22 protein-coding genes are annotated in these 22,525 nt (G+C 71.1%); 7 read left to right on the plus strand and 15 right to left on the minus strand.

Annotation, left to right across the window (positions count from 1 at the left end; all coding sequences use genetic code 11):
• Positions 1 to 163 precede the first annotated feature (163 nt).
• The 7 genes from ACP15J_RS07830 to ACP15J_RS07860 all read right to left on the minus strand — a co-directional run bounded on the left by ACP15J_RS07830 (position 164) and on the right by ACP15J_RS07860 (position 7,549).
• On the minus strand, positions 164 to 892 hold the full coding sequence (locus ACP15J_RS07830; protein ID WP_424936449.1) for a DUF6882 domain-containing protein: 729 nt from the start codon (positions 890 to 892) through the stop codon (positions 164 to 166).
• Between the two features lie 109 nt (positions 893 to 1,001).
• Positions 1,002 to 1,805: an HpcH/HpaI aldolase family protein gene (locus ACP15J_RS07835; protein ID WP_424936450.1), complete on the minus strand. Its 804-nt coding sequence runs from the start codon at positions 1,803 to 1,805 to the stop codon at positions 1,002 to 1,004.
• Positions 1,790 to 2,575, minus strand: coding sequence for a 2-oxo-hept-4-ene-1,7-dioate hydratase (gene hpaH, locus ACP15J_RS07840; RefSeq protein WP_424936451.1), 786 nt, complete (start codon positions 2,573 to 2,575; stop codon positions 1,790 to 1,792). Before hpaH ends, ACP15J_RS07835 begins: the two co-directional genes overlap by 16 nt.
• A 39-nt stretch (positions 2,576 to 2,614) precedes the next feature.
• Complete coding sequence (hpaD, locus tag ACP15J_RS07845) at positions 2,615 to 3,778, minus strand: 3,4-dihydroxyphenylacetate 2,3-dioxygenase (protein WP_197220439.1); 1,164 nt, start codon at positions 3,776 to 3,778, stop codon at positions 2,615 to 2,617.
• Positions 3,779 to 3,882: 104 nt separating this feature from the next.
• Positions 3,883 to 5,379, minus strand: coding sequence for a 5-carboxymethyl-2-hydroxymuconate semialdehyde dehydrogenase (gene hpaE / locus ACP15J_RS07850; protein ID WP_424936452.1), 1,497 nt, complete (start codon positions 5,377 to 5,379; stop codon positions 3,883 to 3,885).
• A complete protein-coding gene (locus ACP15J_RS07855) occupies positions 5,376 to 6,089 on the minus strand; it encodes a GntR family transcriptional regulator (protein WP_424936453.1) in 714 nt (237 codons plus the stop codon). Before ACP15J_RS07855 ends, hpaE begins: the two co-directional genes overlap by 4 nt.
• Entirely contained in the window at positions 6,086 to 7,549 is a 1,464-nt protein-coding gene (locus ACP15J_RS07860) for a fumarylacetoacetate hydrolase family protein (RefSeq protein ID WP_424936454.1), read from the minus strand. The genes ACP15J_RS07855 and ACP15J_RS07860 overlap by 4 nt, the downstream gene beginning before the upstream one ends.
• A 139-nt stretch (positions 7,550 to 7,688) precedes the next feature.
• On the opposite strand from ACP15J_RS07860, the gene ACP15J_RS07865 reads away from it, so the two are divergent.
• Positions 7,689 to 9,068, plus strand: coding sequence for an MFS transporter (locus ACP15J_RS07865; RefSeq protein WP_424936455.1), 1,380 nt, complete (start codon positions 7,689 to 7,691; stop codon positions 9,066 to 9,068).
• Positions 9,069 to 9,104: 36 nt separating this feature from the next.
• On the opposite strand, the gene ACP15J_RS07870 is transcribed toward ACP15J_RS07865, so the two are convergent.
• Positions 9,105 to 9,803: an IclR family transcriptional regulator gene (locus tag ACP15J_RS07870; protein ID WP_424936456.1), complete on the minus strand. Its 699-nt coding sequence runs from the start codon at positions 9,801 to 9,803 to the stop codon at positions 9,105 to 9,107.
• A gap of 142 nt (positions 9,804 to 9,945) precedes the next feature.
• Here ACP15J_RS07870 and ACP15J_RS07875 point away from each other — a divergent pair, with 142 nt between their 5' ends.
• Entirely contained in the window at positions 9,946 to 11,838 is a 1,893-nt protein-coding gene (locus ACP15J_RS07875; RefSeq protein WP_424936457.1) for an FAD-binding monooxygenase, read from the plus strand.
• Between the two features lie 46 nt (positions 11,839 to 11,884).
• On the opposite strand, the gene ACP15J_RS07880 is transcribed toward ACP15J_RS07875, so the two are convergent.
• Together ACP15J_RS07880 and ACP15J_RS07885 are read right to left on the minus strand one after the other, a co-directional pair.
• Positions 11,885 to 12,748: a PhzF family phenazine biosynthesis protein gene (locus ACP15J_RS07880; RefSeq protein ID WP_424936458.1), complete on the minus strand. Its 864-nt coding sequence runs from the start codon at positions 12,746 to 12,748 to the stop codon at positions 11,885 to 11,887.
• Positions 12,749 to 12,828: 80 nt separating this feature from the next.
• The gene (locus tag ACP15J_RS07885; RefSeq protein WP_424936459.1) at positions 12,829 to 14,475 is read right to left on the minus strand and encodes a thiamine pyrophosphate-binding protein; all 1,647 of its coding nucleotides are present in this window, start codon (positions 14,473 to 14,475) and stop codon (positions 12,829 to 12,831) included.
• A gap of 215 nt (positions 14,476 to 14,690) precedes the next feature.
• Here ACP15J_RS07885 and ACP15J_RS07890 point away from each other — a divergent pair, with 215 nt between their 5' ends.
• Complete coding sequence (locus tag ACP15J_RS07890; RefSeq protein ID WP_424936460.1) at positions 14,691 to 15,200, plus strand: phosphoribosyltransferase; 510 nt, start codon at positions 14,691 to 14,693, stop codon at positions 15,198 to 15,200.
• Between the two features lie 19 nt (positions 15,201 to 15,219).
• Here the strand turns inward: ACP15J_RS07890 and ACP15J_RS07895 are convergent, their stop codons facing one another.
• The 3 genes from ACP15J_RS07895 to ACP15J_RS07905 are packed head-to-tail and all read right to left on the minus strand — an operon-like array spanning position 15,220 to position 18,877.
• Positions 15,220 to 16,695 (minus strand): dihydrolipoamide acetyltransferase family protein, encoded by a 1,476-nt coding sequence (locus ACP15J_RS07895; protein WP_424936461.1) that lies wholly within the window; start codon positions 16,693 to 16,695, stop codon positions 15,220 to 15,222.
• Positions 16,692 to 17,777, minus strand: a complete 1,086-nt coding sequence (locus tag ACP15J_RS07900) for an alpha-ketoacid dehydrogenase subunit beta (protein WP_424936462.1) — start codon at positions 17,775 to 17,777, stop codon at positions 16,692 to 16,694. Before ACP15J_RS07900 ends, ACP15J_RS07895 begins: the two co-directional genes overlap by 4 nt.
• Entirely contained in the window at positions 17,774 to 18,877 is a 1,104-nt protein-coding gene (locus tag ACP15J_RS07905) for a thiamine pyrophosphate-dependent enzyme (protein ID WP_424936463.1), read from the minus strand. Before ACP15J_RS07905 ends, ACP15J_RS07900 begins: the two co-directional genes overlap by 4 nt.
• A gap of 164 nt (positions 18,878 to 19,041) precedes the next feature.
• Here ACP15J_RS07905 and ACP15J_RS07910 point away from each other — a divergent pair, with 164 nt between their 5' ends.
• Positions 19,042 to 19,479, plus strand: coding sequence for an Lrp/AsnC family transcriptional regulator (locus ACP15J_RS07910; RefSeq protein WP_424936464.1), 438 nt, complete (start codon positions 19,042 to 19,044; stop codon positions 19,477 to 19,479).
• Positions 19,480 to 19,594: 115 nt separating this feature from the next.
• Positions 19,595 to 20,041 carry a hypothetical protein gene (locus ACP15J_RS07915; protein ID WP_424936465.1) on the plus strand — a complete coding sequence of 149 codons (447 nt, stop codon included), beginning with the start codon at positions 19,595 to 19,597 and terminating at the stop codon, positions 20,039 to 20,041.
• 30 nt (positions 20,042 to 20,071) lie between these two features.
• On the opposite strand, the gene ACP15J_RS07920 is transcribed toward ACP15J_RS07915, so the two are convergent.
• The gene (locus tag ACP15J_RS07920) at positions 20,072 to 20,722 is read right to left on the minus strand and encodes an HAD-IA family hydrolase (RefSeq protein ID WP_424936466.1); all 651 of its coding nucleotides are present in this window, start codon (positions 20,720 to 20,722) and stop codon (positions 20,072 to 20,074) included.
• A 126-nt stretch (positions 20,723 to 20,848) separates the two neighbouring features.
• Here ACP15J_RS07920 and ACP15J_RS07925 point away from each other — a divergent pair, with 126 nt between their 5' ends.
• Entirely contained in the window at positions 20,849 to 21,853 is a 1,005-nt protein-coding gene (locus ACP15J_RS07925) for a hypothetical protein (protein WP_424936467.1), read from the plus strand.
• The gene (locus ACP15J_RS07930) at positions 21,844 to 22,053 is read left to right on the plus strand and encodes a hypothetical protein (RefSeq protein WP_424936468.1); all 210 of its coding nucleotides are present in this window, start codon (positions 21,844 to 21,846) and stop codon (positions 22,051 to 22,053) included. Before ACP15J_RS07925 ends, ACP15J_RS07930 begins: the two co-directional genes overlap by 10 nt.
• Before the next feature lie 60 nt (positions 22,054 to 22,113).
• On the opposite strand, the gene ACP15J_RS07935 is transcribed toward ACP15J_RS07930, so the two are convergent.
• Entirely contained in the window at positions 22,114 to 22,449 is a 336-nt protein-coding gene (locus tag ACP15J_RS07935) for a hypothetical protein (RefSeq protein WP_424980914.1), read from the minus strand.
• Positions 22,450 to 22,525: the final 76 nt, after the last annotated feature.

Raw genomic sequence — 22,525 nt, forward strand, 5'->3', positions numbered from 1 at the left:
CGCCGCATCGTGCCGAGACGACACTGCGCATCACCCTAGCGAGGTCTGACGGATACCGCCTCTCTTTCGTCGCATATGGGTACATCCGCTCGGGACATGAAGGTGCCTGAGCCCGGTCGCGGGACCGGAGGCCCGTTCGCCAGCGTGGCCGGCGTGAGGATGCTCAGCCCTGGGCGTGGCCGAGGGTGCTCTCGATGCCGGTGATCCGTGCCTGCTCGTCGAAGCGGAAGGTCGCGGAACCGCTGGGGTCGGCGACCGTGGCGCCGCCGTAGGAGGCGTCGGTCCACTGCAGCGTCCAGCCGGCGAGACGGGCGAGGTCCCAGACCGACGTGCGGGGATCGGCGAGAGCCAGCGTGGAGAGGATCCGGGGGAGAGCGGACACGGCGTCCGCCACGGTGAGGGGAGGGAGGGGCGCGTCGAGCAGGAAGACGGCACGGGTGCCGCCGCCGACCGGCGCGGAGTAGTAGGGGGCGCGTCCGGCGATCTCGACGGCGACCGCGCCGACCTCATGCGCTGCCTGCACGATCCACTCCTCGGCATCGGCTCCGACGCTCGGCGGGAAGGCGAGCTCCGGCTCGGCGAGCGCCGCGATGCCGTGCGTCGTGCCGTAGTCGCGCAGTGCGGCGGAGACGCCGTCGTCGTCGCCTTGCGGGTGCGCCCAGGCCCAGAGCAGCGAGCGGGGTCCGGGGGCGAGCGTGGCGATCAGGTGCGCCCTGGTCACGAGCTGGCGACCAGGATCGTCGTTCGCCGTGAAGGTGAGCGTTCCTGCCGGGATGTCCGCGTCCCAGCGGTGCCCGCCGAGGGCGTCGGTCGCGGCGACCAGCTGTTCCTGGCGGAGGGCCACGAAGAGGGAGGCGCGGTCGGCGAGAGGAGCGAGGGCGTCGAAGCTCATGTCCCCAGTCTCGTTCGCGAAGCTATGAAAACGCCAGCGATCTCCACCGACTCGCGGTTCGCCGGCACGGCCGTGTCATCGTGCGGAGCCCCGCCGGCAGGACGAGCGGTCAGTAGCTGGCGCGGGACGCGTCGCCACCCGTCGGGATGAACCGGCTCGCCAGGGCCTCGGACGCGCGGGCCAGGAGCGCGACGTCGGCACCCACGGCGACGAAGCCGGCGCCCTGATCGAGGTAGGCGTCGGCCGCGACCGGATCGAAGGCGTTGACGCCCACCGGCTTGCTCGCGGCTCTGACGGCCTCGAACGTGCGCGTGACCGCGGCGACGACCTCGGGATGGTCCTGCTGGCCGAGGTGTCCCAGCGAGGCGGCGAGGTCGGAGGGCCCGACGAACACCGCGTCCACGCCGTCCACCGCGGCGATCTCCACCGCCGCCTCGACGCCGACGGCGTTCTCGATCTGCACGGTCAACGAGGTGTGCCGCGCCGAGTCGCGGAGGTAGTCGTCCACGCGGTTCCACCGCGCGCTCCGCGCGAGGGCGCTGCCCACTCCGCGCACGCCCTCCGGCGGGTAGCGGACGGCGCGCACAGCCTCGCGGGCCTCGGCGGCCGAGGACACCATCGGGACGAGGATGTTCTGTGCCCCGAGGTCGAGGGTCTGCTTGATCGCCACGGTGTCGTTGGACGCCACCCGCACGAGCGGCACGATCGGATAGGCGGCGGCGACCTGCAGCTGGAGCAGCACCGACTCCAGCGAGTTGGCCGAGTGCTCCATGTCGATGAGGAGCCAGTCCAGGCCGGAGCCGGCGGCGACCTCGGTCACGAGCGGGCTGCCGGAGCAGGCCCACATCCCGATGAGCGCGCGGTCGGACGCCTCCAGACGCTCGCGGAAGGAGGGGGCTAGACGAAGCGGCATGTGACGGTTCCCATCGGTCCGTAGTCGCACAGCACGCTGTCGCCGCGAGAGACCCACATCGGGCGGGTGAACGACCCCGCCAGGATGATCTCGCCCGCCTCCAGACGTGCGCCGTGCTGGTGGAGCTTGTTCGCGAGCCAGGCGACGCCGGTCGCCGGATGGTTGAGGACGCCGGCGGCGACACCCGTCTCCTCGATCGTCTCGTTGCGGTAGAGCATCGCCGACACCCACCGAAGGTCGATCCGGTCCGGCCGCATCGGAACGCCGCCGAGGACCATCCCGCCGTACGCGGCGTTGTCGGAGATCGTGTCGACGATCGTGCGCCCCTCCAGCTCGATGTGGGAGTTCAGGATCTCGAGCGCCGGCGTGACGTACTCGGTCGCGCGCAGCACGTCGAAGAGCGTGCAGTGCGGTCCTTCGAGCGGCTCCTGGAGGACGAAGGCCAGCTCGACCTCGACCCGTACGTTGGAGAAGTCGTCGAACGGGATGACAGAGCCGTTCTCCCACACCGTGTCGTCGAACATCACCCCGTAGTCGGGCTCGGCGATGCCGGTCGCCTGCTGCATGGCCTTGGAGGTGAGCCCGATCTTCCGGCCGACGAGACGGCGTCCCGCAGCGATCCGCGCGTCGCGCCACACGCCCTGGATCGCGTAGGAGTCCTCGACCGTGGCCTCCGGGTAGCGCGCCGTGATGCGGGGGATGACGCTCTTGGCCCGATCGGCCTCGGCGAGCTCGTCCGCGATCTGCGCGATCGTGTCGGGGTTCAGCATGACCTCATCCTCTCTCTTCCCTTCGCCCTGGCGTGGGGGTCAGAGCTGATGGCCGAGCTTGTACTCGCCCTGCTTCCACTCCGGCATCGCCTCGTCCTCGCCGGAGCGGGTGTAGGAGAAGCCGTCCGCACCGATCGTGACGGCCATCTCGGACGAGTCGGTGCGGGCGACGACCGGCTGCGGATGGCCGTCGAGGTCGAGCACGAGCGACGCATCGGTGTACCAGCTCGGGACCACGGGGTTGCCCCACCAGTCGCGGCGCTGGTTGTCGTGCACGTCCCAGGTGACGACCGGGTTGTCGGGGTCGCCCGTGTAGTAGTCCTGCGTGTAGACCTCGACGCGGTGGCCATCGGGGTCGCGCAGGTAGAGGTAGAACGCGTTGGAGACGCCGTGACGGCCTGGGCCCCGTTCGATCGCGTCGGAGCGGCGGAGGGCTCCGAGCTTGTCGCAGATCGCCAGAATGTTGTGCTTCTCGTGCGTCGCGAAGCACACGTGGTGCATCCGCGGTCCGTCGCCGCCGGTCATGGCGGTGTCGTGGACGGTGGGCTTGCGGCGCATCCAGGCGGCGTACACCGTGCCCTCCTCGTCCTGGATGTCCTCGGTGACGCGGAAGCCGAGGTCCTGCATGTGCTTCACCGCGCGGGGCACATCGGGGGTGACCTGGTTGAAGTGGTCCAGCCGCACGAGCTCGCCCGGCGTGTGCAGATCGTAGCGCCACGACATCCGCTCGACGTGGTCGGTCTGGTGGAAGAACTCGTACGGGAAGCCGAGCGGATCGATCACGCGCACGGAGTCGCCGACCCCCTTGACGAAGCCGGAGGGGTTGCGGCGCACGTCGCAGCCGAGCTCGGTGTAGAAGGCGACGGCGAGGTCGAGGTCGGCGGACGTCCGCACCCGGTACGAGAAGGCGGCGACCGCGGCGATCGGACCCTTGCGCAGCACGAGGTTGTGGTGGATGAACTCCTCTGTCGAGCGGAGGTAGATCGTCTCGTCGTCCTCCTCCGTCACGTACAGCCCGAGCACGTCGACGTAGAACTGCCGGGACGCGGCGAGGTCGGTGACGACGAGCTCCATGTAGGCGCAGCGGAGCACGTCCGGCGGTGGGGAGGAGGGGGTGGCGACGGGTCTGTCGGTGGCGATCGGCGCCTCCTGACTGACGTAGAAGCCGGAGGAGGTGAGGGTCATGTCTGCCCGATTGGTCATGTCAGCGTCCTTGCGTGAGTCGGAGTCTGCTCCCGTCGCGATATCTGTCGATGCCCGGGGTCCGGAGCGACGAATATCGCGACGGGAAGCAAGAGAGGGAGGGGCTAGCTCTTGCCGAAAGTCGGATTGTGCGGGGCGCCGAGCGTGATGTGCACGCTCTGCTGGTCGGTGTAGAAGTCGATCGACCGGTAGCCGCCCTCGTGCCCGAGGCCCGAGGCCTTCACCCCGCCGAACGGCGTGCGGAGGTCGCGGACGTTGTTCGAGTTCAGCCAGACCATCCCCGCATCGACCGCTTGCGCGAAGTTGTGCGCGCGCCTGAGATCGTTGGTCCAGACGTAGGCGGCGAGGCCATACCTCGTGTCGTTGGCGAGGCTCAGCGCCTCCTCCTCGGTGTCGAAGGGCGTGATCGCGACGACGGGGCCGAAGATCTCCTCCTGGAAGATCCGCGCGTCGGGGGACACGTCGGCGAACACCGTCGGGGCCACGTAGTTGCCCGTCGGGAACCCGTCCGGGCGTCCGCCACCGGCGACGAGGCGACCCTCTGTCTTGCCGATCTCAACGTAGCCCATGACCTTCTCGTAGTGCTCCGGGTGCACGAGCGCGCCGACCTCCGTGGCGGGGTCGTGCGGGTGGCCGACCTTGACGCGCTTCGCCTGGGCCGCATAGCGCTCGACGAACTCGTCGTACACCTCGCGCTGCACGAGGATGCGGCTGCCGGCGGTGCAGCGCTCTCCGTTGAGCGAGAAGACGCCGAAGATGCACGCGTCGATCGCGACGTCGAGGTCGGCGTCGGCGAAGACCACGGCCGGGCTCTTGCCGCCGAGCTCCATCGAGAGCCCCTTGAGGAACGGGGCCGCGTTGCCGAAGATGATCTGTCCCGTCCTGCTCTCGCCGGTGAAGGAGATGAGGGGCACGTCGGGGTGCTTCACGAGAGCGTCCCCTGCCTCCTCACCGAGGCCGTTGACGAGGTTGAAGACGCCCTGGGGGAGACCTGCCTCCTCGAAGATCCCGGCCCAGAGCGACGCCGAGAGCGGGGTGAACTCGGCCGGCTTGAGCACCACCGTGTTGCCGGTCGCGAGCGCGGGGCCGAGCTTCCACGACTCCAGCATGAACGGTGTGTTCCACGGGGTGATGAGTCCCGCGACGCCGATCGGCTTGCGGTTGACGTAGTTCATCTGTCGGCCCGGCACCTTGAAGGCGTCGTCGGCCTGCGCCACGATGAGGTCGGCGAAGAAGCGGAAGTTCTCCGCCGCGCGACGCGCCTGGCCCAGCGCCTGGGTGATCGGCAGCCCCGAGTCGAAGGACTCCAGCTCGGCCAGACGAGCGTCGCGCGACTCCACGATGTCGGCGATCCGGTGCAGCACGCGGCTCCGCTCGCGGGGGAGCATCCGCGGCCACGGGCCTTCGGCGAACGCGCGACGGGCGGCCGCGACGGCACGCTCGACGTCGGCCTTCTTGCCGGCGGCGGCGTGCACGTACGTCTCGTTCGTCACGGGGTTCAGCACCTCGAACGTGTCACCGTCGAGGGAGTCGACGAACTCGCCGTCGATGTAGTGCTGGATCTTCTCCGGCAGATCGGCCGGAGCGTAGGCGTCGGTCATCGTCGTCCTTCTGTCGTGGTCGCGGTGGGATGCGGGCTCTCGCTCTGTCGCGCGTTCAGGAACGCGTCCATCGTGCGCCAGCGGTGGTTGCGTGCGGCCAGCTCGATCTCGAGCGGGTCGGCGCCGGCGAGGATGAGGTCCAGGATCTGCCGGTGCTCCTCCACGGAATGTCTGGCGCGTCCCGGCACGAAGGCGAAGGTGGAGTCGCGGATCCCCGAGAGGCGCGCCCAGCCGCGGTGCACGAGGTCGAGGATGTGCGGGTTGGGGCAGGGTTCATAGAGCACCGAATGGAACCGGCGGTTGAGCTCGGTGAACGCGTGCGGGTCGAAGTGGTCCAGGAGGGCGCTCATGCGCTCGTTCACCTCCGCGGCGCGCTCGATCGTCGCCGCGTCCAGATACGGTGCGGACAGCGCCGTCGCCGCGCCCTCCACGAGCCCGAGGGTCTGCATCGTGTGTACGTACTCGCTCTCGTCGACGAGCGCGACCCGTGCGCCCACGTTCCGCTCGAACGTCACCAGCCCCTCGGCCTCGAGCCGGCGGATCGCCTCGCGTACGGGGACCACGCTCATCCCCAGCTCCTCGGCGATCGTGCCCAGCACCAGGCGATAGCCGGGGCCGAACGCGTGGGAGGCGATCCGCTCACGGACCCAGCCGTACGCCTGCTCCGACTTGCTGCCTCCCCGGACCGCGACGTCCTGTGCCGCGCTCATCTGCTCCCCTTGCCCGTCTCGTAGATCCTGCGCCAGTCGGCGTTCATCGGGAAGAGGCCGTCGACCGGGTGTCCCGCGGCGACCTGCTCGGCGATCCAGGCGTCCTCCTCCTCCTGGGCGAGGGCGTCGTCGACGACCTCCTCGACCAGCGGGGCCGGGATGACGATCACGCCGTCGCCGTCACCGACGATCACATCGCCGGGCTGCACCGTGGCGCCGCCGCAGGAGATCGTCATGTCCACGTCCCACGGGACGTGCCTGCGACCGAGGACCGACGGGTGCGCGCCGCGGGAGAAGACGGGGAGCCCGATCTCGGCGACGGCGTCGAAGTCGCGCACGCCGCCGTCGGTGACGACGCCGGCGGCGCCGCGGACCGTGGCGCGCAGAGCGAGGATGTCGCCGAGCGTTCCGGTGCCGGACTCGCCACGGGCCTCGATCACGATGACCTCGCCTTCGGCGACGGCGTCGAAGGCGCGCTTCTGGGCGTTGTAGCCGCCGCCGTGGGCGGCGAACAGATCCTCGCGCAACGGCACGAAGCGCAGCGTCTTGGCAACGCCGACGATCTTGGCGCCGGGGATGTTCGCGGAGACGCCCTCGATGAAGCAGGAGTGCAGCCCGCGCTTGCGCAGCTGTGAGGAGAGCCCCGCCGTCGGCGCGGCCTCCAGCTTGGCGCGCAGCTCGGGGGAGAGAGCGGGGCCGGCCGGCTTCTCTGCCGGAAGGCCCGCGGCCTCGCGCGAGCCCCAGGCTTCAGCGCGCTGCAGGTCGTCGACCGCAGGGAGGGATCCGAGCGCGGGATCGAACGGCGTCTCTCCCTGCACGACCGTGGTGCGCAGCGCGCCGGAGGACGGGGCGCCGGGGGCTTCCGGTGCGTCGACCTCGACTTCGACCACGTCGCCGGGCACGATGACGCTGGACCCGGCGGGAGTGCCCGTGAGGATCACGTCGCCCGGCTCGAGGGTGAGGTGCTGAGACAGATCGGCCACGAGCCGCGGAAGAGAGAAGAGCAGGCCCGCGGTCGTGTCGTCCTGGCGGAGGTCGCCGTTGACCCACGTGCGTACCCGGAGGGAGGCGGGGTCGACGAGCGCCGCGTCGATCAGCACAGGTCCGAGGGGCGTGTATCCGTCGCCGCCCTTGGAACGGACGTTGGAGCCCTTGTCGTTCGCCCGTAGGTCGTAGAGGCCCAGGTCGTTCGACGCCGTCACGAAGGCGACGTGCGACCAGGCGTCGTCGAGCGCCACACGGCGGGCGGCTGTGCCGATCACGAGCGCGATCTCGCCCTCGAAGGCGAGCAGCTCGGTGCCGGCGGGGCGCTCGACCCTGCCGTCGGTGCCGGCAACGGAGCTGGCCGGTTTGAGGAAATAGGACGGGGCGATGGGACGCCGGCCGCGCTGGTCCGCGCGCGAGACGTAGTTGAGGTGGATCGCGATGATCTTGCCGGGCCGGGGAATCGGGGCGGTCACAGGTCGCCTCCTCACAGGTCGGGACGGACGGAACGTCCGTGTTGCGTCGTATTCGAAATCGTATATTATCAGTTCACCCCTCGGCAAGCAGCACGCGTTGCCGTGACGATGAGGTCACTTCGCAAAGGAGATCCCCCCAATGAGCGGGCAGCCACAGCACGGGTTCACCCCCACCGGCACCATCGCGACCCCCGCCGATCGGCGGCGTGTCGTTTTCGCCACCGTCGTCGGCACCACGGTCGAGTGGTACGACTTCTTCATCTATGCCACCGCGGTCGGCCTCGTCTTCGGGCAGCTGTTCTTCGCGCCGCTCGGCGCCAACAGTGCGCTCGTCGGCTTCGCCACGGTCGGTGTGAGCTTCCTCTTCCGCCCGCTCGGGGCCTTCCTCGCGGGCCATTTCGGCGACAAGGTGGGCCGCAAGGCCGTGCTGATGTGGACGCTCATCATGATGGGAGCGGCCACCGCCCTCATCGGCATCCTCCCCGACTACAGCGCGATCGGACTCGCCGCGCCGATCCTCCTTGTGCTGCTGCGCATCCTGCAGGGGATCTCTGCGGGTGGCGAATGGGGCGGCGCGGTGCTCATGGCGGTCGAGCACGCGCCCAAGGCCAAGCGCGGGATCTTCGGCGCCTCGCCACAGATCGGCGTCCCGCTCGGCCTCCTCCTCGCCTCCGGCGTCATGGCCGTCATGGCACTCGTCGCCCCCGGCGACCAGTTCCTGGCCTGGGGGTGGCGGATCCCGTTCCTGCTCAGCGTCGTGCTGATCCTCGTCGGCTACTACGTGCGGCGAAAGGTCGAGGAGAGCCCGGTGTTCACCGAGCTCGCCGAGCGCAGGGAGGAGGCGAGGATGCCCATCGTGCAGCTCTTCCGCCGGCACCTCCTGCTCGTGATCGTGGCCGCGCTCGTCTTCGCGGGCAACAACGCCGTGGGCTACATGACCACCGGTGGCTACATCCAGGGTTACGCGACCGACCCCAAGGGGCCGCTCGCGCTCGACCGAGGTCCCGTGCTGTGGGCGGTCGCCGGGTCTGCCGTGACCTGGCTCCTCTCGACCCTCGTCGCCGGCTGGGTGTCGGACCTGGTCGGTCGGCGGACCACGTACATCGTCGGGTGGGTGCTGCAGCTCGGCGGCGTCTTCACCCTCTTCCCGCTCGTGAACACGGGGAGTGTCGGCGCGCTGTTCGCGGGCCTGGCGATCCTCACCATCGGACTCGGGTTCACATACGGGCCTCAGGCCGCGCTGTACACCGAGCTGTTCCCGGCCTCGATCCGTTTCTCGGGCGTCTCGATCTCGTACGCGATCGGTGCCATCGCCGGCGGCGCCTTCGCACCGATGATCGCGACGGCGATCGTGCAGAACACCGGTTCGACTCAGGCGGTGACCTGGTACCTCGCCGGGATGACGGTCCTCGGGCTCGTCGCCACCCTTCTGCTGCGCGACCGCAGCGGCATCCCCCTCGGCCCCGACCACGAGGCCGAGCAGTCGGTGAGTCCGATCCACGGCCTGGCCAAGGCCTGATCGGTCGTCGGCGGACCCGACGGCGGGAGTCGCGGGTCAGCCTCCGAGGGAGTCGCGGATCGTCCGGGCGGAGCGCTCGAGGCGATCCGCGATCTCCTCGTCGGACAGGCGGGTCGCCACGTGCACGACCGCGAGCGCGGTCGGAGGCTGTCCACGGGCGTCGAGGGGCACCGCGACCGAGCGGACCGTCGGGATGACCTCGTCGTGACTGGTGGCGAACCCGCGGGCACGAACCGTCGCCACGTCGGCGCGGAGGATCGCCGAGGCGTCGGCGGGCCAGTCCGCGTCGGGGAGCTGCGCGAGGATCGCCTTCCCCGGCGCGCCGACGGTGGCGGGGTGGCGGGCGCCCGGACGCTGTGCCACGCTCGCGATGGCGTGTCGAGGCTCCACGCTCGTGAGCGTGATGCACTCCTCGCCGTCGAGCACCGCGAGGAAGCACGTCATGCCGAGGTCGTTCGCCACGGCGGTCAGCTCCGGCAGGGCCTCGGCCTGGAGGTCGTGGGCGACCCCTGCCGCGAGGGCGGCCATTCGTGGCCCGAGGGCGGCGAGCCCCGCGGAGTCGCGGATGACGAGACCGTGATCCTCGAGCGTCCGCAGGAGGCGGTAGGCGATCGAGCGGTGCACCCCGAGGCGTGCGGCCAGCTCGTCGATCGTCAGGGGGCTGCGGGCGTCGGAGAGGATCTCCAGGATCCGGATGCCGCGGCTCAGGGTCTGCGAGGCGGGAGTGGCGGACATGGAGCTCCTTCCGGGTGGTGAAACGGCGAAGGTTCTTGAGCGGCGGATCCGGTCTCCGCTACTATGTTCAATAGTAGAACATTGTGTTCGTATATAGAATACAAGCCAGGCTGACGGTGCCGTCAGGAAGGGAACGACGACGATGCAGTTCCATCACCACGGATACGTCTCCGGCGACCCGCGCGTGCAGCCCATGGCCGAGCAGGGCGCCGCGCGCCCGTCCGAGCTCCCCGACGAGATGGATGTGCTCATCGTCGGGTCGGGACCCGCCGGAATGCTCCTCGCCGCGCAGATGTCGCAGTACCCCGGGGTCTCGACGCGCATCATCGAGCGGCGGGACGGACGTCTCGTGCTCGGTCAGGCCGACGGCATCCAGCCGCGCAGCGTCGAGACCTTCCAGGCGTTCGGCTTCGCGGAGCGCATCGTCGCGGAGGCCTACAACATCGCCTGGATGAACTTCTGGGGCCCCGACCCCGAGAATCCCGCGAACATCGTGCGCACGACGCGCACCGAGGACTACGCGCTGAAGATCAGCGAGTTCCCGCATCTGATCGTGAACCAGGCGCGTGTGCTCGACTACTTCGCCGAGGCGGCGGCGCACGGGCCAGGACGCATCGTGCCCGACTATGGGATCGAGTTCCTCGGCCTCACCGTGCACGGCGAAGGCGAGCACCCCGTCGAGGTGCGCGTGCGCCATGTCGCGGGTCACCGCGCAGGGGAGGAGCGCACCGTGCGGGCGAAGTACGTCGCCGGCTGCGACGGCGCCCGAAGCGGCGTGCGCGAGGCGATCGGGCGTAAGCACGTGGGAGGGTTCGCGGCGCACGCCTGGGGCGTGATGGACGTGCTCGTGAACACCGACTTCCCGGACTGGCGCACCAAGTGCGCCATCAACTCCACGGCGGGCAACATCCTGCACATCCCGCGCGAGGGCGGCTACCTCAGTCGGATGTACATCGACCTCGGCGAGGTCGCCGCCGACGACAACCACCAGGTGCGCCAGACACCGATCGAGACGATCATCGAGAAGGCGAACGCCATCCTGCACCCCTACACGCTCGACGTGAAGGAGGTCGCCTGGCACAGCGTCTACGAGGTCGGCCACCGCGTGACCGACCGGTTCGACGACGTGGAGGAGGGGTCGGGGCGCACGCCCCGGGTGTTCCTTGCCGGGGACGCCTGCCACACGCACAGCGCCAAGGCCGGCCAGGGGATGAACGTCTCGATGCAGGACGGCTTCAACCTCGGCTGGAAGCTGGGCGCGGTGCTCACCGGCCGCAGCCCCGAGGCGCTGCTGTCCACCTACTCCGCGGAGCGCCAGCCGGTCGCGCAGCAGCTCATAGACTTCGACCGCGAATGGTCTTCGCTCATGGCGCGCAAGCCCGAGGAGATCTCCAACCCGCAGGAGCTGGCGAACTACTACCTCGCCACGGCGGAGTTTCCTTCCGGGTTCATGACCCGGTACGCGCCGTCCTCGATCGTGGCCGCCTCCTCCCGGCAGGAGCTGGCCACGGGGTTCCCCCTCGGCAAGCGCTTCAAGTCTGCCGAGGTCGTGCGGGTCTGCGACGGCAACCCCGTGCATCTCGGTCACCATGCGCGCGCCGACGGGCGCTGGCGGATCTACGCCTTCGCCGACGCCCTCGTTCCGGGAGCGCCCTCCCCGCTCGCGTCGTGGGCGGCGTGGATCGGCTCGCCTGCCTCGCCCGTCCTGCGGCACACTCCGGCCGGCCGGGACGAGGACGCCGTCTTCGACGTGAAGGTGATCTATCAGCAGCCGTTCCAGGAGGTCGACCTCGGCGTCGTTCCCCCCGTGTTCCTGCCGACGTCGGGACCGCTCGGCCTCACCGACTGGGAGAAGGTGTTCGCCGCCGCGCCCAGCGCGTGGACCGAGACCGACATCTTCGAGGAGCGCGGGCTCTCGCGCGAGGGCGTCGTGGTCGTGGTGCGGCCCGACCAGTATGTTGCGGCGATCCTGCCTTTGTCGGCGACGACCGAGCTCGCGGAGTTCCTGGACGGGGCCTTCCTGCCCGCCCGCTGACGCCCGCCTGCGCCGGCGCCGCCCACCTGCGGGCCGACACGCGAGGTCAGCGGATGCGCGTCGCTCCGCCCGAGACCGCGATCCCGCCCGTCGCGGGGACGGTCACGGTGAGCAGGCTGGGCCGGCCCACGTGCTCGCCCTGCCGGATGCGGATCGTCTCGTCCGGCCGGACTCGTCCGATCGCACGCAGGTAGGCCCCGGTCGACGCGGCCGCCGACCCCGTGGCGGGGTCCTCGGTGATCCGTCCGACGGGGAAGAGGTTGCGTGCCCGGTACTCGTCCGGTGCGGAGCGGTGCAGCACGGTCACCGTGCCGGTCCATCCCCGCTCGGCCATGAGCGTCGCCAGCGGTGCCGGCGCGAAGCGGAACTGGTGGAAGAGCTCCGCGTCGGCGAGCACGATGATCGGGTGCCAGTTGCCGGCGAAGGCCTCGCGCGGAGGGAAGGCGGGGTCGAGATCGTCGAGGGCGAGCCCCAGGAGGTCGAGCAGCCGCCCGAGCGCTCCGGGGTCGATGTCGCGTACCTCGGGGGCGACGCTCGTGAAGGCCACCGTGGTGCCCGATTCCGTCACCGTCGAGGTGAGGAGCACCTCGCCGACGGAGGTGTCGAACACCATCTCGCCCGCGCCGTCCCGCTCCGCGAGCACGACCGCGGTCGCGACGGTTGCGTGGCCGCAGAACGGCACCTCGGCGCCAGGAGACCAGTACCGGATCGGATAGCGGCGCACGCCGTCGCGCACCTCGCCTCCAAGCACGAAAGCGGTCTCGGGATACCCCACCTCCGCCGCGATGCGCAGCATGTCGGCGTCGTCCAGCGTCGCGGCGTCGAGCACCACGCCTGCGGGGTTTCCGCCGTCGGGCGCGGCAGCGAAGGCGGCGTATCTCAGGACCTCGGGGGACTCGTCCGCGCTCATGTCCCCGAGCCTATTCGGAGGGCACGGCATGCCGCTCGCGGTTCGGCTCTGAGCGGAGAGACGGGTCGCAGGCGCCGAGGTCAGGAGTTCACGCGGATGATCTCCTGCTGATAGGGGGCGATCACGGTGCCGGAGATGCGGAGGTCGAGCACGAGGAACCGGCGCACGGCGGGGTCTTCTCCTGCCCAGGCGGCGAGGCGGTCGAGGTCGGCGAGCGTGCGGACGACCACGCCCTCGGCGCCGACCGCCGCGGCGAAGGCCGCGAAGTCGACCTCCGGGATCCGCATAGGGCCCTCGGCGAGTCCCTTGAGCCCGTAGAGGTTGACCTCGGCGCCATAGGCGGCGTCGTTCCAGATCACGGCCATGCTCCGCCCTCCGGCCGCGCGCACGGCCGACTCGAGGTCCGCGATGGCCATGAGCCCGCCGCCATCGCCGCTGGTGAGCACGACCGTCGCCTCCGGCCGGGCGGCCGTCGCGCCGACGACGCTCGGCCATCCCTGTCCGATGGACTGGAAGGCGGTGCCGACCATCATCATCCGATCCGGGGAGGAGACCGGCCAGTACATGTTGGCCCAGCCGATGAAGTGTCCTCCGTCCGAGACCACGATGCGGTCGTCGGGGAGCAGCTCGGCGATCCGGCGGGCGGCCGAGCGCGGATCGAGACGCCCGTCCGGCGCGAGCTCGTCGCCGGGTGCGTAGGCACGGGCGGCCGCGACGTCGACGCTCTCGCGCCATCCCGATCCCGAGGGGCGGTCGAGCCGTGCGACGAGGGCCTCCGCGACGAGACGGGCGTCACCGCGGACGAAGCCGCTCACGTGTGCATGGGTCGCCGCCGGGGCGACGTCGACCTGGAACACCCGTGTGCCAGGCGCGAAGAGCTCGCCGAAGCGCATCGTGAACTGGTTGAGGGAGGCGCCGAAGACCACTGCGACGTCGGCCTCGCGGACGACCGCCATCGCGCCGTCGGCACCGAACCCGCCGGTGACGCCGAGGTCGTAGCGCGCGTCGGGGAACACACCGCGCCCGAGCGCCGACGATGCGGTGAGCGCTCCGGTCGCCGCGGCCAGGGTGCCCAGAGCCTCGCCCGCCCCCGCCAGCCAGGCGCCGCGCCCGGCGAGGAGGAACGGACGGCGCGCGGCGCGCAGGGCGCCGGCGATCTCGGCGACCATCCCCTCGGCGAACTCCCCGGCCGGGGCGAGCGGGGCGGGGATCCGGGGGGCCGGCGCGGCAGGGACCTCGCCCGCGTCACGCGCGGCGACGTCGTAGGGGATCGCGAGGACGACGGGGACCCGGTACGTCAGTGCGTGCTCGACGGCGATCACGGTGGTGGCTGCCGCGTCGGCGCGGCCGGTCGTATAGGTGCGGGCGCCGACCGCGGAGGCAAGTGCGATCTGGTCCACGTCCCAGGGGCGGGGGCCGGAGGTCGGCTCGTCGCCGACGACGAGCACGAGCGGGATCCGTGCCTGGACCGACTCCGCGAGCGCGGTGAGGGTGTTGGTGAAGCCGGCCCCGTACGTGGCCGTGGCCGCGGCGATGCGGCCGGACGCGCGGTAGTGGGCGTCGGCGGCGACGACGGCTCCCTGCTCGTGGCGCACGGCGACGAAGCGCGCGCCGGTCTGCCTCTCGATCGCGTCGAGGAAGTAGGCGTTCCCGTTTCCCATGACGCCGAAGACGGCGTCGACGTGCTGGGCGAGGGTGAGGGCGACGTGGGCGGAGACCGAGGACATGGGGATGCCTTTCGAGACGGATAACGGAAGGGTCCGTATGTGTCTCGCCTCGCACACGTCGTCGCGCGCGAGCTTCGTGCCCCTTTTTCGAGCACCGGCGGTCGGGGATGCCGGACGTCTTGATCCTATCGACGGATCGGGGCGCCGAAAGGGCCAGAGCACGGTCGCGGGATCTTCCGGCGTTCTCGCGGTGACCCGCGTGGCAGAGTTGAGGCATGACGGATGCACCGGTCGAGCGCGAGACGCTCACGTGGGACGGCTTTGGCGTGGCGACGAGGGATCTTGCGCGCCGGATACTGGACAGCGGCTTCGAGCCCGAGGTGGTCGTCGCGATCGCCCGCGGCGGGCTGCTGCCGGCGGGTGCGATCGCCTACGGTCTCGGTGCGAAGAACTGCGGCGCGATCAACGTCGAGTTCTACACCGGCATCGGAACGGTCCTGGACGCTCCCGAGGTGCTTCCGCCGGAGCTTGACATGGAGTACCTGAAAGGGCGGCGGGTGCTGCTCGTGGACGACGTCGCCGACTCCGGTCGGACCCTCGCTCTCGCCGTGGATCTGCTCCGGGGCAAGGGCGCCGATGTGCGCTCGGTGACGATCTACGCCAAGCCGTCCACGATCCTCCAGCCCGACTTCGCGTGGAAGGACACCGATCTCTGGATCGACTTCCCCTGGTCGTCCAAGGGCACCGTCCGGGAGGAGGACGCCGGGCTCCCCGGCTCCGCCTGATCCCGTCCGCGGCGCCCGCTCAGCGAAGGCGCCCGTAGGCGTGAAGCGGGTGCTCGACGAGCTCCGCGACCCGGCGGAGGAAGGACGCGGCGTACCCGCCGTCGCACACCCGGTGGTCGAAGACGAGCGAGAGCTGCGCGATGCGGCGAGGGACGATCCTGCCCTTCACGACCCACGGCCGCTCGATCATGCGGCCCACCCCGAGGATCGCGACCTCCGGGTGGTTGATGATCGCGGCGGATCCGTCCACGCCGAGCGAGCCGTAGTTGTTGAGGGTGAAGGTCGATCCCTGCAGGCGCTCCTGCGGCGTCCTGCCCTCGCGGGCGGTGGCGGCGAGCTCCCGCAGCGCGGCGTCGAGCTCGTCCACGCTCAGCTCGTGCGCGCGGGGGAGCACGGGCACCAGCAGGCCTCGCGGGGTGTCCGCGGCGACGCCGAGGTTGACCCCGTCGAAGGTGACGATCTCGCCGGCGTCCTCGTCGAGGCGCCCGGCCAGCAGCGGGTGCTCGGACAGGGCGATGAGCACGAAGCGGGCGACGAGCGCGGTGATCGAGGGAGCCGAGACCCCCTGGTCCGCCATCTTCCGCCGCAGCCTCCAGAGGCGGGTGGCGTCGACGTCCACCCAGACGGTCGCCTCAGGGATCTCGGCCCGGCTGAGGCTGAGCTTCGCGCTCACGGCCTTGCGCAGCGGCGACATCCTCTCTCGCGCCGCGACCGAGAGCCCGTCCACGGCTGCGGTGCCGGCGATCGGAGCGGCCGAAGCAGCCCGGCGGGGCACGGCGCCAGCCGAGGTCGCGCCCACGACCGCGCGCTCGACGGCGGCGGCCATCACGTCGGCGCGCGTGATGGCGCCGTCGGACCCGGTGGGCGTGATCGCGAGGAGATCGACGCCGAGGTCGCGGGCGAGCCGGCGCACGATGGGCGACCGGACGGCGACGGCGCGGTGGGCGGGAACCCCGGGGCCGGCGATCTCTCCGCCGTCGCGGGGCGCAGAACGTCGCACCGATGCGACGCTGCCGGCCCGATCCGAGGGCCCGGCCGGAACAGCGTCGGTCGATCCGGCAGCCGGGACGAGCCTGGCGCGCCGTCTGCCGCCGCCAGTGCGCGCAGAGGTGCCGTAGCCGATCAGCACGTTGCCGGAGCCGGCGCGCTCCTCCGCGCGGTACGCCTCGTGCTCCACCTGTTCCCCGGACGGCTCGGAGCCCGACGGCTCCGGCCTGGATGCCTCGGCCTCGGACGGAGCGTCCCTGTCGTCACCGACCTCGAGGACGGGTGCTCCGACGTCGATGGTGTCGCCCGGCTCGCCGTGCAGGGCGAGCACGACGCCGGCGAACGGCGAGGGCAGTTCGACGATGCTCTTCGCGGTCTCGACCTCGGCGATCGGCTGGTCGGTGCGGATGACGTCGCCGACCTTCACGAGCCACTGCACCAGGCCCGCCTCGGTGAGCCCCTCGCCGAGGTCGGGTAGGCGGAACACGTGGGCGGTCGCGGTGGTCATCGCTTGCTCCGCTCGTCCGCCTCGGCGTCCTCGTCCCAGTGGAGGGTGTCGATCGCATCGAGGAGCCGGTCGGCGTCGGGAAGATACCAGTGCTCGAGCTTGGGCGGTGCGAACGGCACGTCGAAACCCGTCACACGGCGCACCGGCGCCTCGAGATGCTCGAAGCAGCGCTCGGACACCCGCGCCTGGATCTCGGAGGCGACGCTCACATAGCCCGGAGCCTCGGCGAGCACGACCGCGCGGCCGGTCGCGCGCACGGCGGCCGTCACGGTCTCGTCGTCGAACGGGGAGAGCGAACGGACGTCCACGACCTGGACGCTGCGGCCTTCGCCCGCCGCGATCTCGGCCGCCTCCAGGGCGACCGAGACCGAGGCGCCGTAGGTGAGCACCGTGACGTCGGTGCCGTCCCGGGCGATCCGTGCGGTGCCGAGGTCGGCGACGACCGACGTGTCCACCTCGCCCCTGGACCAATACAGCTTCTTCGGCTCGAGGAAGACGACCGGGTCGGGGGAGGAGATCGCCGCGCGGAGCATCGAGTAGGCGTCCTGCGGAGTCGAGGGCGTCACGACCGTGAGCCCGGGGGTGTGCGCGTAGTAGGCCTCGGACGAGTCGCAGTGATGCTCCACACCGCCGATCCCGCCGCCCACCGGGATCCGGATCACGAGCGGCATGCGGATCCCGCCGCGGGTGCGGTTGGTGAGCTTGGCGACATGGCTCACGACCTGCTCGAAGGCGGGGAGCGCGAACGCGTCGAACTGCATCTCCACGACCGGGCGCATGCCGTTCATGGCCATGCCGACGGCGGTGCCGACGATGCCGGACTCGGCCAGCGGCGTGTCGAAGCAGCGGTCCTCGCCGAAGCGCGCGGCGAGACCGTCGGTGATGCGGAAGACACCTCCGAGCGCTCCTACGTCCTCACCGAAGACGACGACGCCCGGATCGTCGGCGATCGCGTCGGCGAGGGCGCGGTTCAGCGCGGCGGCCATCGTCATCGTCTCGACCGGGGGCGTTCCCGTCCGGTCCGTCCTGCCTGCCTCCTCGGAGCGGCGGGCGGTACGCGGATCGTCGTGCATGAGGGTCATCGGGCACCTCCGGCGGTCGGGGCGGCGGGGGTGCGGGAGAGCTCTCCCCGCAGCAGTCCCCATTGCTCGTCGAGCTGGCTCGACCGCTCCGTGCGGACGAACCGGAACAGGTCCTCGGGGTCGAGGTCGGCGTCGGTGTTGAGGGCGATGCGCAGCTCCTGGGCGATCCGCTCGGCGCCGGCGGCGAACTCGTCCTCCGCCGCATCGTCCAACAGACCCTCCGCGAGGAGATGGGTGCGGAGACGCCGCAGCGGATCCCTCGCGAGCCATTCCTGGACCTCGGCGCGCTGGCGATAGCGCGTGTCATCGTCGGCGTTGGTGTGCGCCTGCATCCGATAGGTGTGCGCCTCGACGAGGGAGGGTCCTTGCCCCGCCCTGGCACGAGCGGCGGCCTCGCCCAGCACGGCGAGCACCGCGGCGATGTCGTTGCCGTCGACCCGCTGCCCCGGCATGCCGTAGCCGATCGCCTTGTGTGCGAGCGATGGCGCGTGGGTCTGCCGCGAGAGCGGCACGGAGATGGCGAACTCGTTGTTCTGCACGAAGAAGACCACCGGGACCTGGAACACGGCGGCGAAGTTCATCGCCTCGTGGAAGTCGCCCTCGCTCGTCGCGCCGTCGCCGCACAGCGCAAGCACCACGGTGTCCTCGCCGCGACGCTTGGCGGCGTAGGCGAAGCCGACTGCGTGGAGCAGCTGGGTCGCCAGGGGGGTCGCCTGCGGCGCGACCCGGCGCAGATGCGCGTCATAGCCCGAGTGCCAGTCGCCCTTCAGCAGCACCATGGCTTCGTCGGCGGGGACGCCACGGGCGATCACCGCCACCGAGTCGCGATAGGTGGGGAAGAGCCAGTCGTGTCCGCCGAGCACGAGGGCGGCGCCGATCTGGCAGGCCTCCTGGCCGTGCGACGAGGGGTAGACCGCGAGGCGCCCCTGACGCACGAGGGCGCCCGCCTGGTCGTTGATCCGCCGGCCTTCGACGAGGCCCCGGTAGGCGCGCAGGAGCGTGTCGGGGTCGGGCAGCGCGTAGACGTCGTCCTGGACGGTCACGCCGTCCGCGTCGATCAGCTGCACCGGGAGGTGCCGAGGGAGCAGGTGTTCCTGCATGGTCGTCCGCCTTCCTTGCCGAACCGGGTGAAGGTCAGTCTCCGCGTCGAGGGGCAAACGTCCAAGATGGAGGAGAGAAACGTGGACGAATGTGTGCATGTTCGGGCTGTTCCCGGCAGAGTGTCTTGCAGGACATGGACGTTCGGGCGGCGAAGGAGCCGAGGATGATCGAGATCGACGCGGTGGATCGGGCGATCCTCGCCGAGCTCAGGCGCGATGCGCGGGCGTCCATGACGGCGATCGCTGACGCCGTGCACATCTCCCGTGCCGGGGCCCACGCACGGATCAAGCGTCTTACCGACGCGGGCATCGTCACGGGGTACACCGTGCGCACCGATCCCGTGCTGCTGGGACATCACGCCTCGGCCTATGTCATGCTCGCGATCGAGCAGGCCACGTGGCAAGACGTGCGGGACCGGCTCCGGCGTATCCCCGAGATCGAGCACATGGCTCTCGCCGGCGGCGACTTCGACGTCATCCTCCTCGTCCGGGCTCGCGACGCCCGCGATCTTCGCCGGATCGTGCTGGAGGACATCCAGGCGATCCCGTCGATCCGCTCCACGCGGACGACCCTGATCTTCGAGGACTACTCGCTCGTCTGAGGGGGATCACGAGGACGCGCGACCGTCTGCGCGTGTTCCTGGTCTCCTCCGTGGCGCCGTGAGGCCCTCCGCGGGGCCTTGATCCCCTCGGCAGGGAGGAGGTAGCTTGTCCCGCATGATGACGGACTCCGCACGGGACGGGGCCGGGACATCCGTGCCGGCGTCCGGGGCGGCGGCCGTGGACGGGCGTCCGGCAGGCTCCTTTGTCGAGTCGAAGGCGTACGGCCTGATCGCGGCCCTCCTCCTCGGCTTCGGCGGGTTTCTGGCCCCCGTCGCAGGGTGGCTCGTGGGAGTCGTGATGGTGCTCACGAGCAGGCTCTGGCGACGGTGGGAGAAGGCGGTCGCCCTCCTGCTGCCGGTGGTCGTCGCGGTCGTGACCGCCGTCGTCTCGGCCGTGGGATCGTCGATCGCGTCAACCGCCTCCGGCGCCGGAGAAGCGCGCAACCCGCTCGTGCCGGCGTCCTACGAGCTCTGGCATGCCGGGATCGTCGGCGTCGTCGTGCTCGTCCCTGCGTGCGCCGCCTGGCTGATCTGGCGACTGATGCGCACGCCGGACCGCTGAGGCCAGGACGCGGGCGGGACGGGCTCCGGGTCAGCGGACGGTCAGCAGGATGTCGTCCCCGTCCGCGGCGACCTCGACCGAGGTGAGATCGGGGACGACGACATCGGGAGAGTGGGCCGCAGAGGCCTCGCCGACGCCGACCACCCGCATGCCCGCGGCGCGGGCGGCAGCGATGCCGGCCGCGGAGTCCTCGAACGCGATCGCGTCCGCGGGAGCGACGCCCAGGCGCTCGGCGCCGAGGAGGAAGCCCTGGGGGTCGGGCTTGGAGGCGGTGACGTCCTCCGCGGTCACATGCTCGGCCGGGACGACGAGGCCGGCCGCCCGCATCCGGGCCGTCATGAGGGGGACGTTGGCCGAGGTCACGATCGAGTGGCGCAGGCCCCGCAGCGCGGCGAGGAAGACGCCGGCGCCGGGGATCTCGACCACGCCGGCGACGTCGCCGCTCTCCCGTGCCAGCATCTCGTCGTTCTCGGCGAGGTTGACCGCGTGGTCCCGTTCGGGGAGCAGGATCGCCATGCTCTGGTGCCCCTGTCGTCCGTGCACGACCTCCAGCACCCGTCTCGTGTCGAGGCCGTGCGGCTTCGCCCACTGGAGCCAGAGCCGTTCGACGACCGCCGTGGAGTCGACGAGGGTTCCGTCCATGTCGAGCAGCAGGGCGCGGGCGCGAAAGGTCTGGGCCATGCCCTCAGCGTAGACGGCGCCGAGGGCGGGGCATGACCGGCGGGCCGCCAGCGTCGAGGGGCGGCAGGGTCGCCGACCGGCCGGATCGGTGCGAGGTTCGCGCGTCGCGTCCTACAGTGAAGGACTGTGGACGGCGCAGACGGCAGGCGGATCCGGTCAGAGACGATGCCGGAGTGGTGGAGGACCCGGGCGCGGCGGGTCCGTGAGCTCCTCCGGGGGCTGAGGACGCCGGCGCGGTCCACGGAGACGGTGGAGTCCATCGCCCTGCTCCTCGGGGCGGCGGCCTTCGCCGTGGGGTTCCCGGTGTCGTATCTGCTGTTCGCCGGCAGCACGCTCGCCATCACCGGAGCGGGCTCGATCGGCTGGTACGCGGCGGGCGGCGGGGCGATCGTCACGGCCGTCGCCTTCGTGCTCGGGCGGGTGGTGGTGCGGCCGGTCGCGGGGTCGCCCGACGAGCCCCGCGACGGGTTCAGCGTCCCCGGCGACCGTCTTCGCTGGTACGACCTGGTCGCGATCGGCGCGGCCTACTCGACGATCGCGCTGCTGGGCTGGCTGGGCGTCGCCGAGCTCCTCGCACTGTGCTTCACGGACGCCCCGGTCTTCGCGTTCCCCGGGTCGGTCCTCGTCGGCGTGGCCTTCGCCGTCACCGCCTATGTGGCCTTCCTCGCCGCGACCGAGCTCCGTCCGATGTCGCTCTCGCTGGGTCTGGCGGTCTTCCTCGTCGTGGGGGCCTTCGCGAGCATGCTGGCCTCCAGCGACGCGCACTGGTGGCAGGACAACCTGTCGGCGCTGGGGATGACGACCAACGAGGCCTCGTCCGTGTTCAACCCGATGCTCGTGCTGTCCGGGATCATCGTCGCGACCCTCGCCCGCTACGCCACCGCGGGGCTTCCGGCGCACGAGCGGCGCCAGCGTCGGGGACGGCTCGTCGTGCGGGTCGGCCTGATCCTCATCGGCCTGCTGCTCGCGGCCGTCGGCGTGTTCCCGGTGGACGTGTTCTTCCTCCTGCACAACACCGTCGCGACCGGGATGGCGGTGTGCTTCGCGGGAGTGGTCTGCGGGCTTCCCTGGGGCTGCTGCCCCGCCTGCCGCGGGTGTTCTTCGGGCTCGGGTACGTGTACGTGGCGGTGATCGCCCTGCTCGCGATCCTCTTCGCCGTCGGGTACTACAACCTCACCGCGGTCGAGCTCATCGCGGCCGTGCTCATCTTCAGCTGGATCATCGTGTTCCTGCGCACGACCGCCAGCGTCACGGCCCCGGCGCGGTTGCCGGAGCCGCGCGGCACCGGCGCCGTCGAGACGGTCGTCCCGTCGCGACGAGCGCCGGGCTGATGCAGCTCTGTCGGACCGCGTGCGCGATACGGTCCGACAGAGCGCGGCCGATCCGACGTCTCACTCGACGAGCTTGCCGGCGGTGTCCACGTCGCGGATGAGGACGGCGATCTCCTCCGGCACCGGCGGGATCTCCTCTCGGACGACGCCCGTCCGGGGCGACCACACCAGGTTCACCTGGAGGGCGGGATCGAGGTCGGGGTAGTCGCTGCGGTTGTGGCAGCCTCTGGTCTCCCTGCGCTCGAGCGCGGCCTCGAGAGTCGCCCGTGCGGCCAGCGCGGAGGAGCGGAGGTCGAAGGCATGTGCGAGGTCCTGGAACCCGGCGAGGTCGGGGTGGATCCCGATGCGGGCCATCCTGGCCTCGATCGCGTCGAGCTCGGCGAGGCCGGTGCGCAGCCCCTCCTCGTTCCGCACGACGCCGGCGTGGGCGGTCATGGTGTCGCGGATCGCCCGCTGCAGCGCCCTGACGTTC

This window comes from Microbacterium sp. S308A+, from assembly GCF_049800815.1.
Taxonomy (GTDB): domain Bacteria; phylum Actinomycetota; class Actinomycetes; order Actinomycetales; family Microbacteriaceae; genus Microbacterium.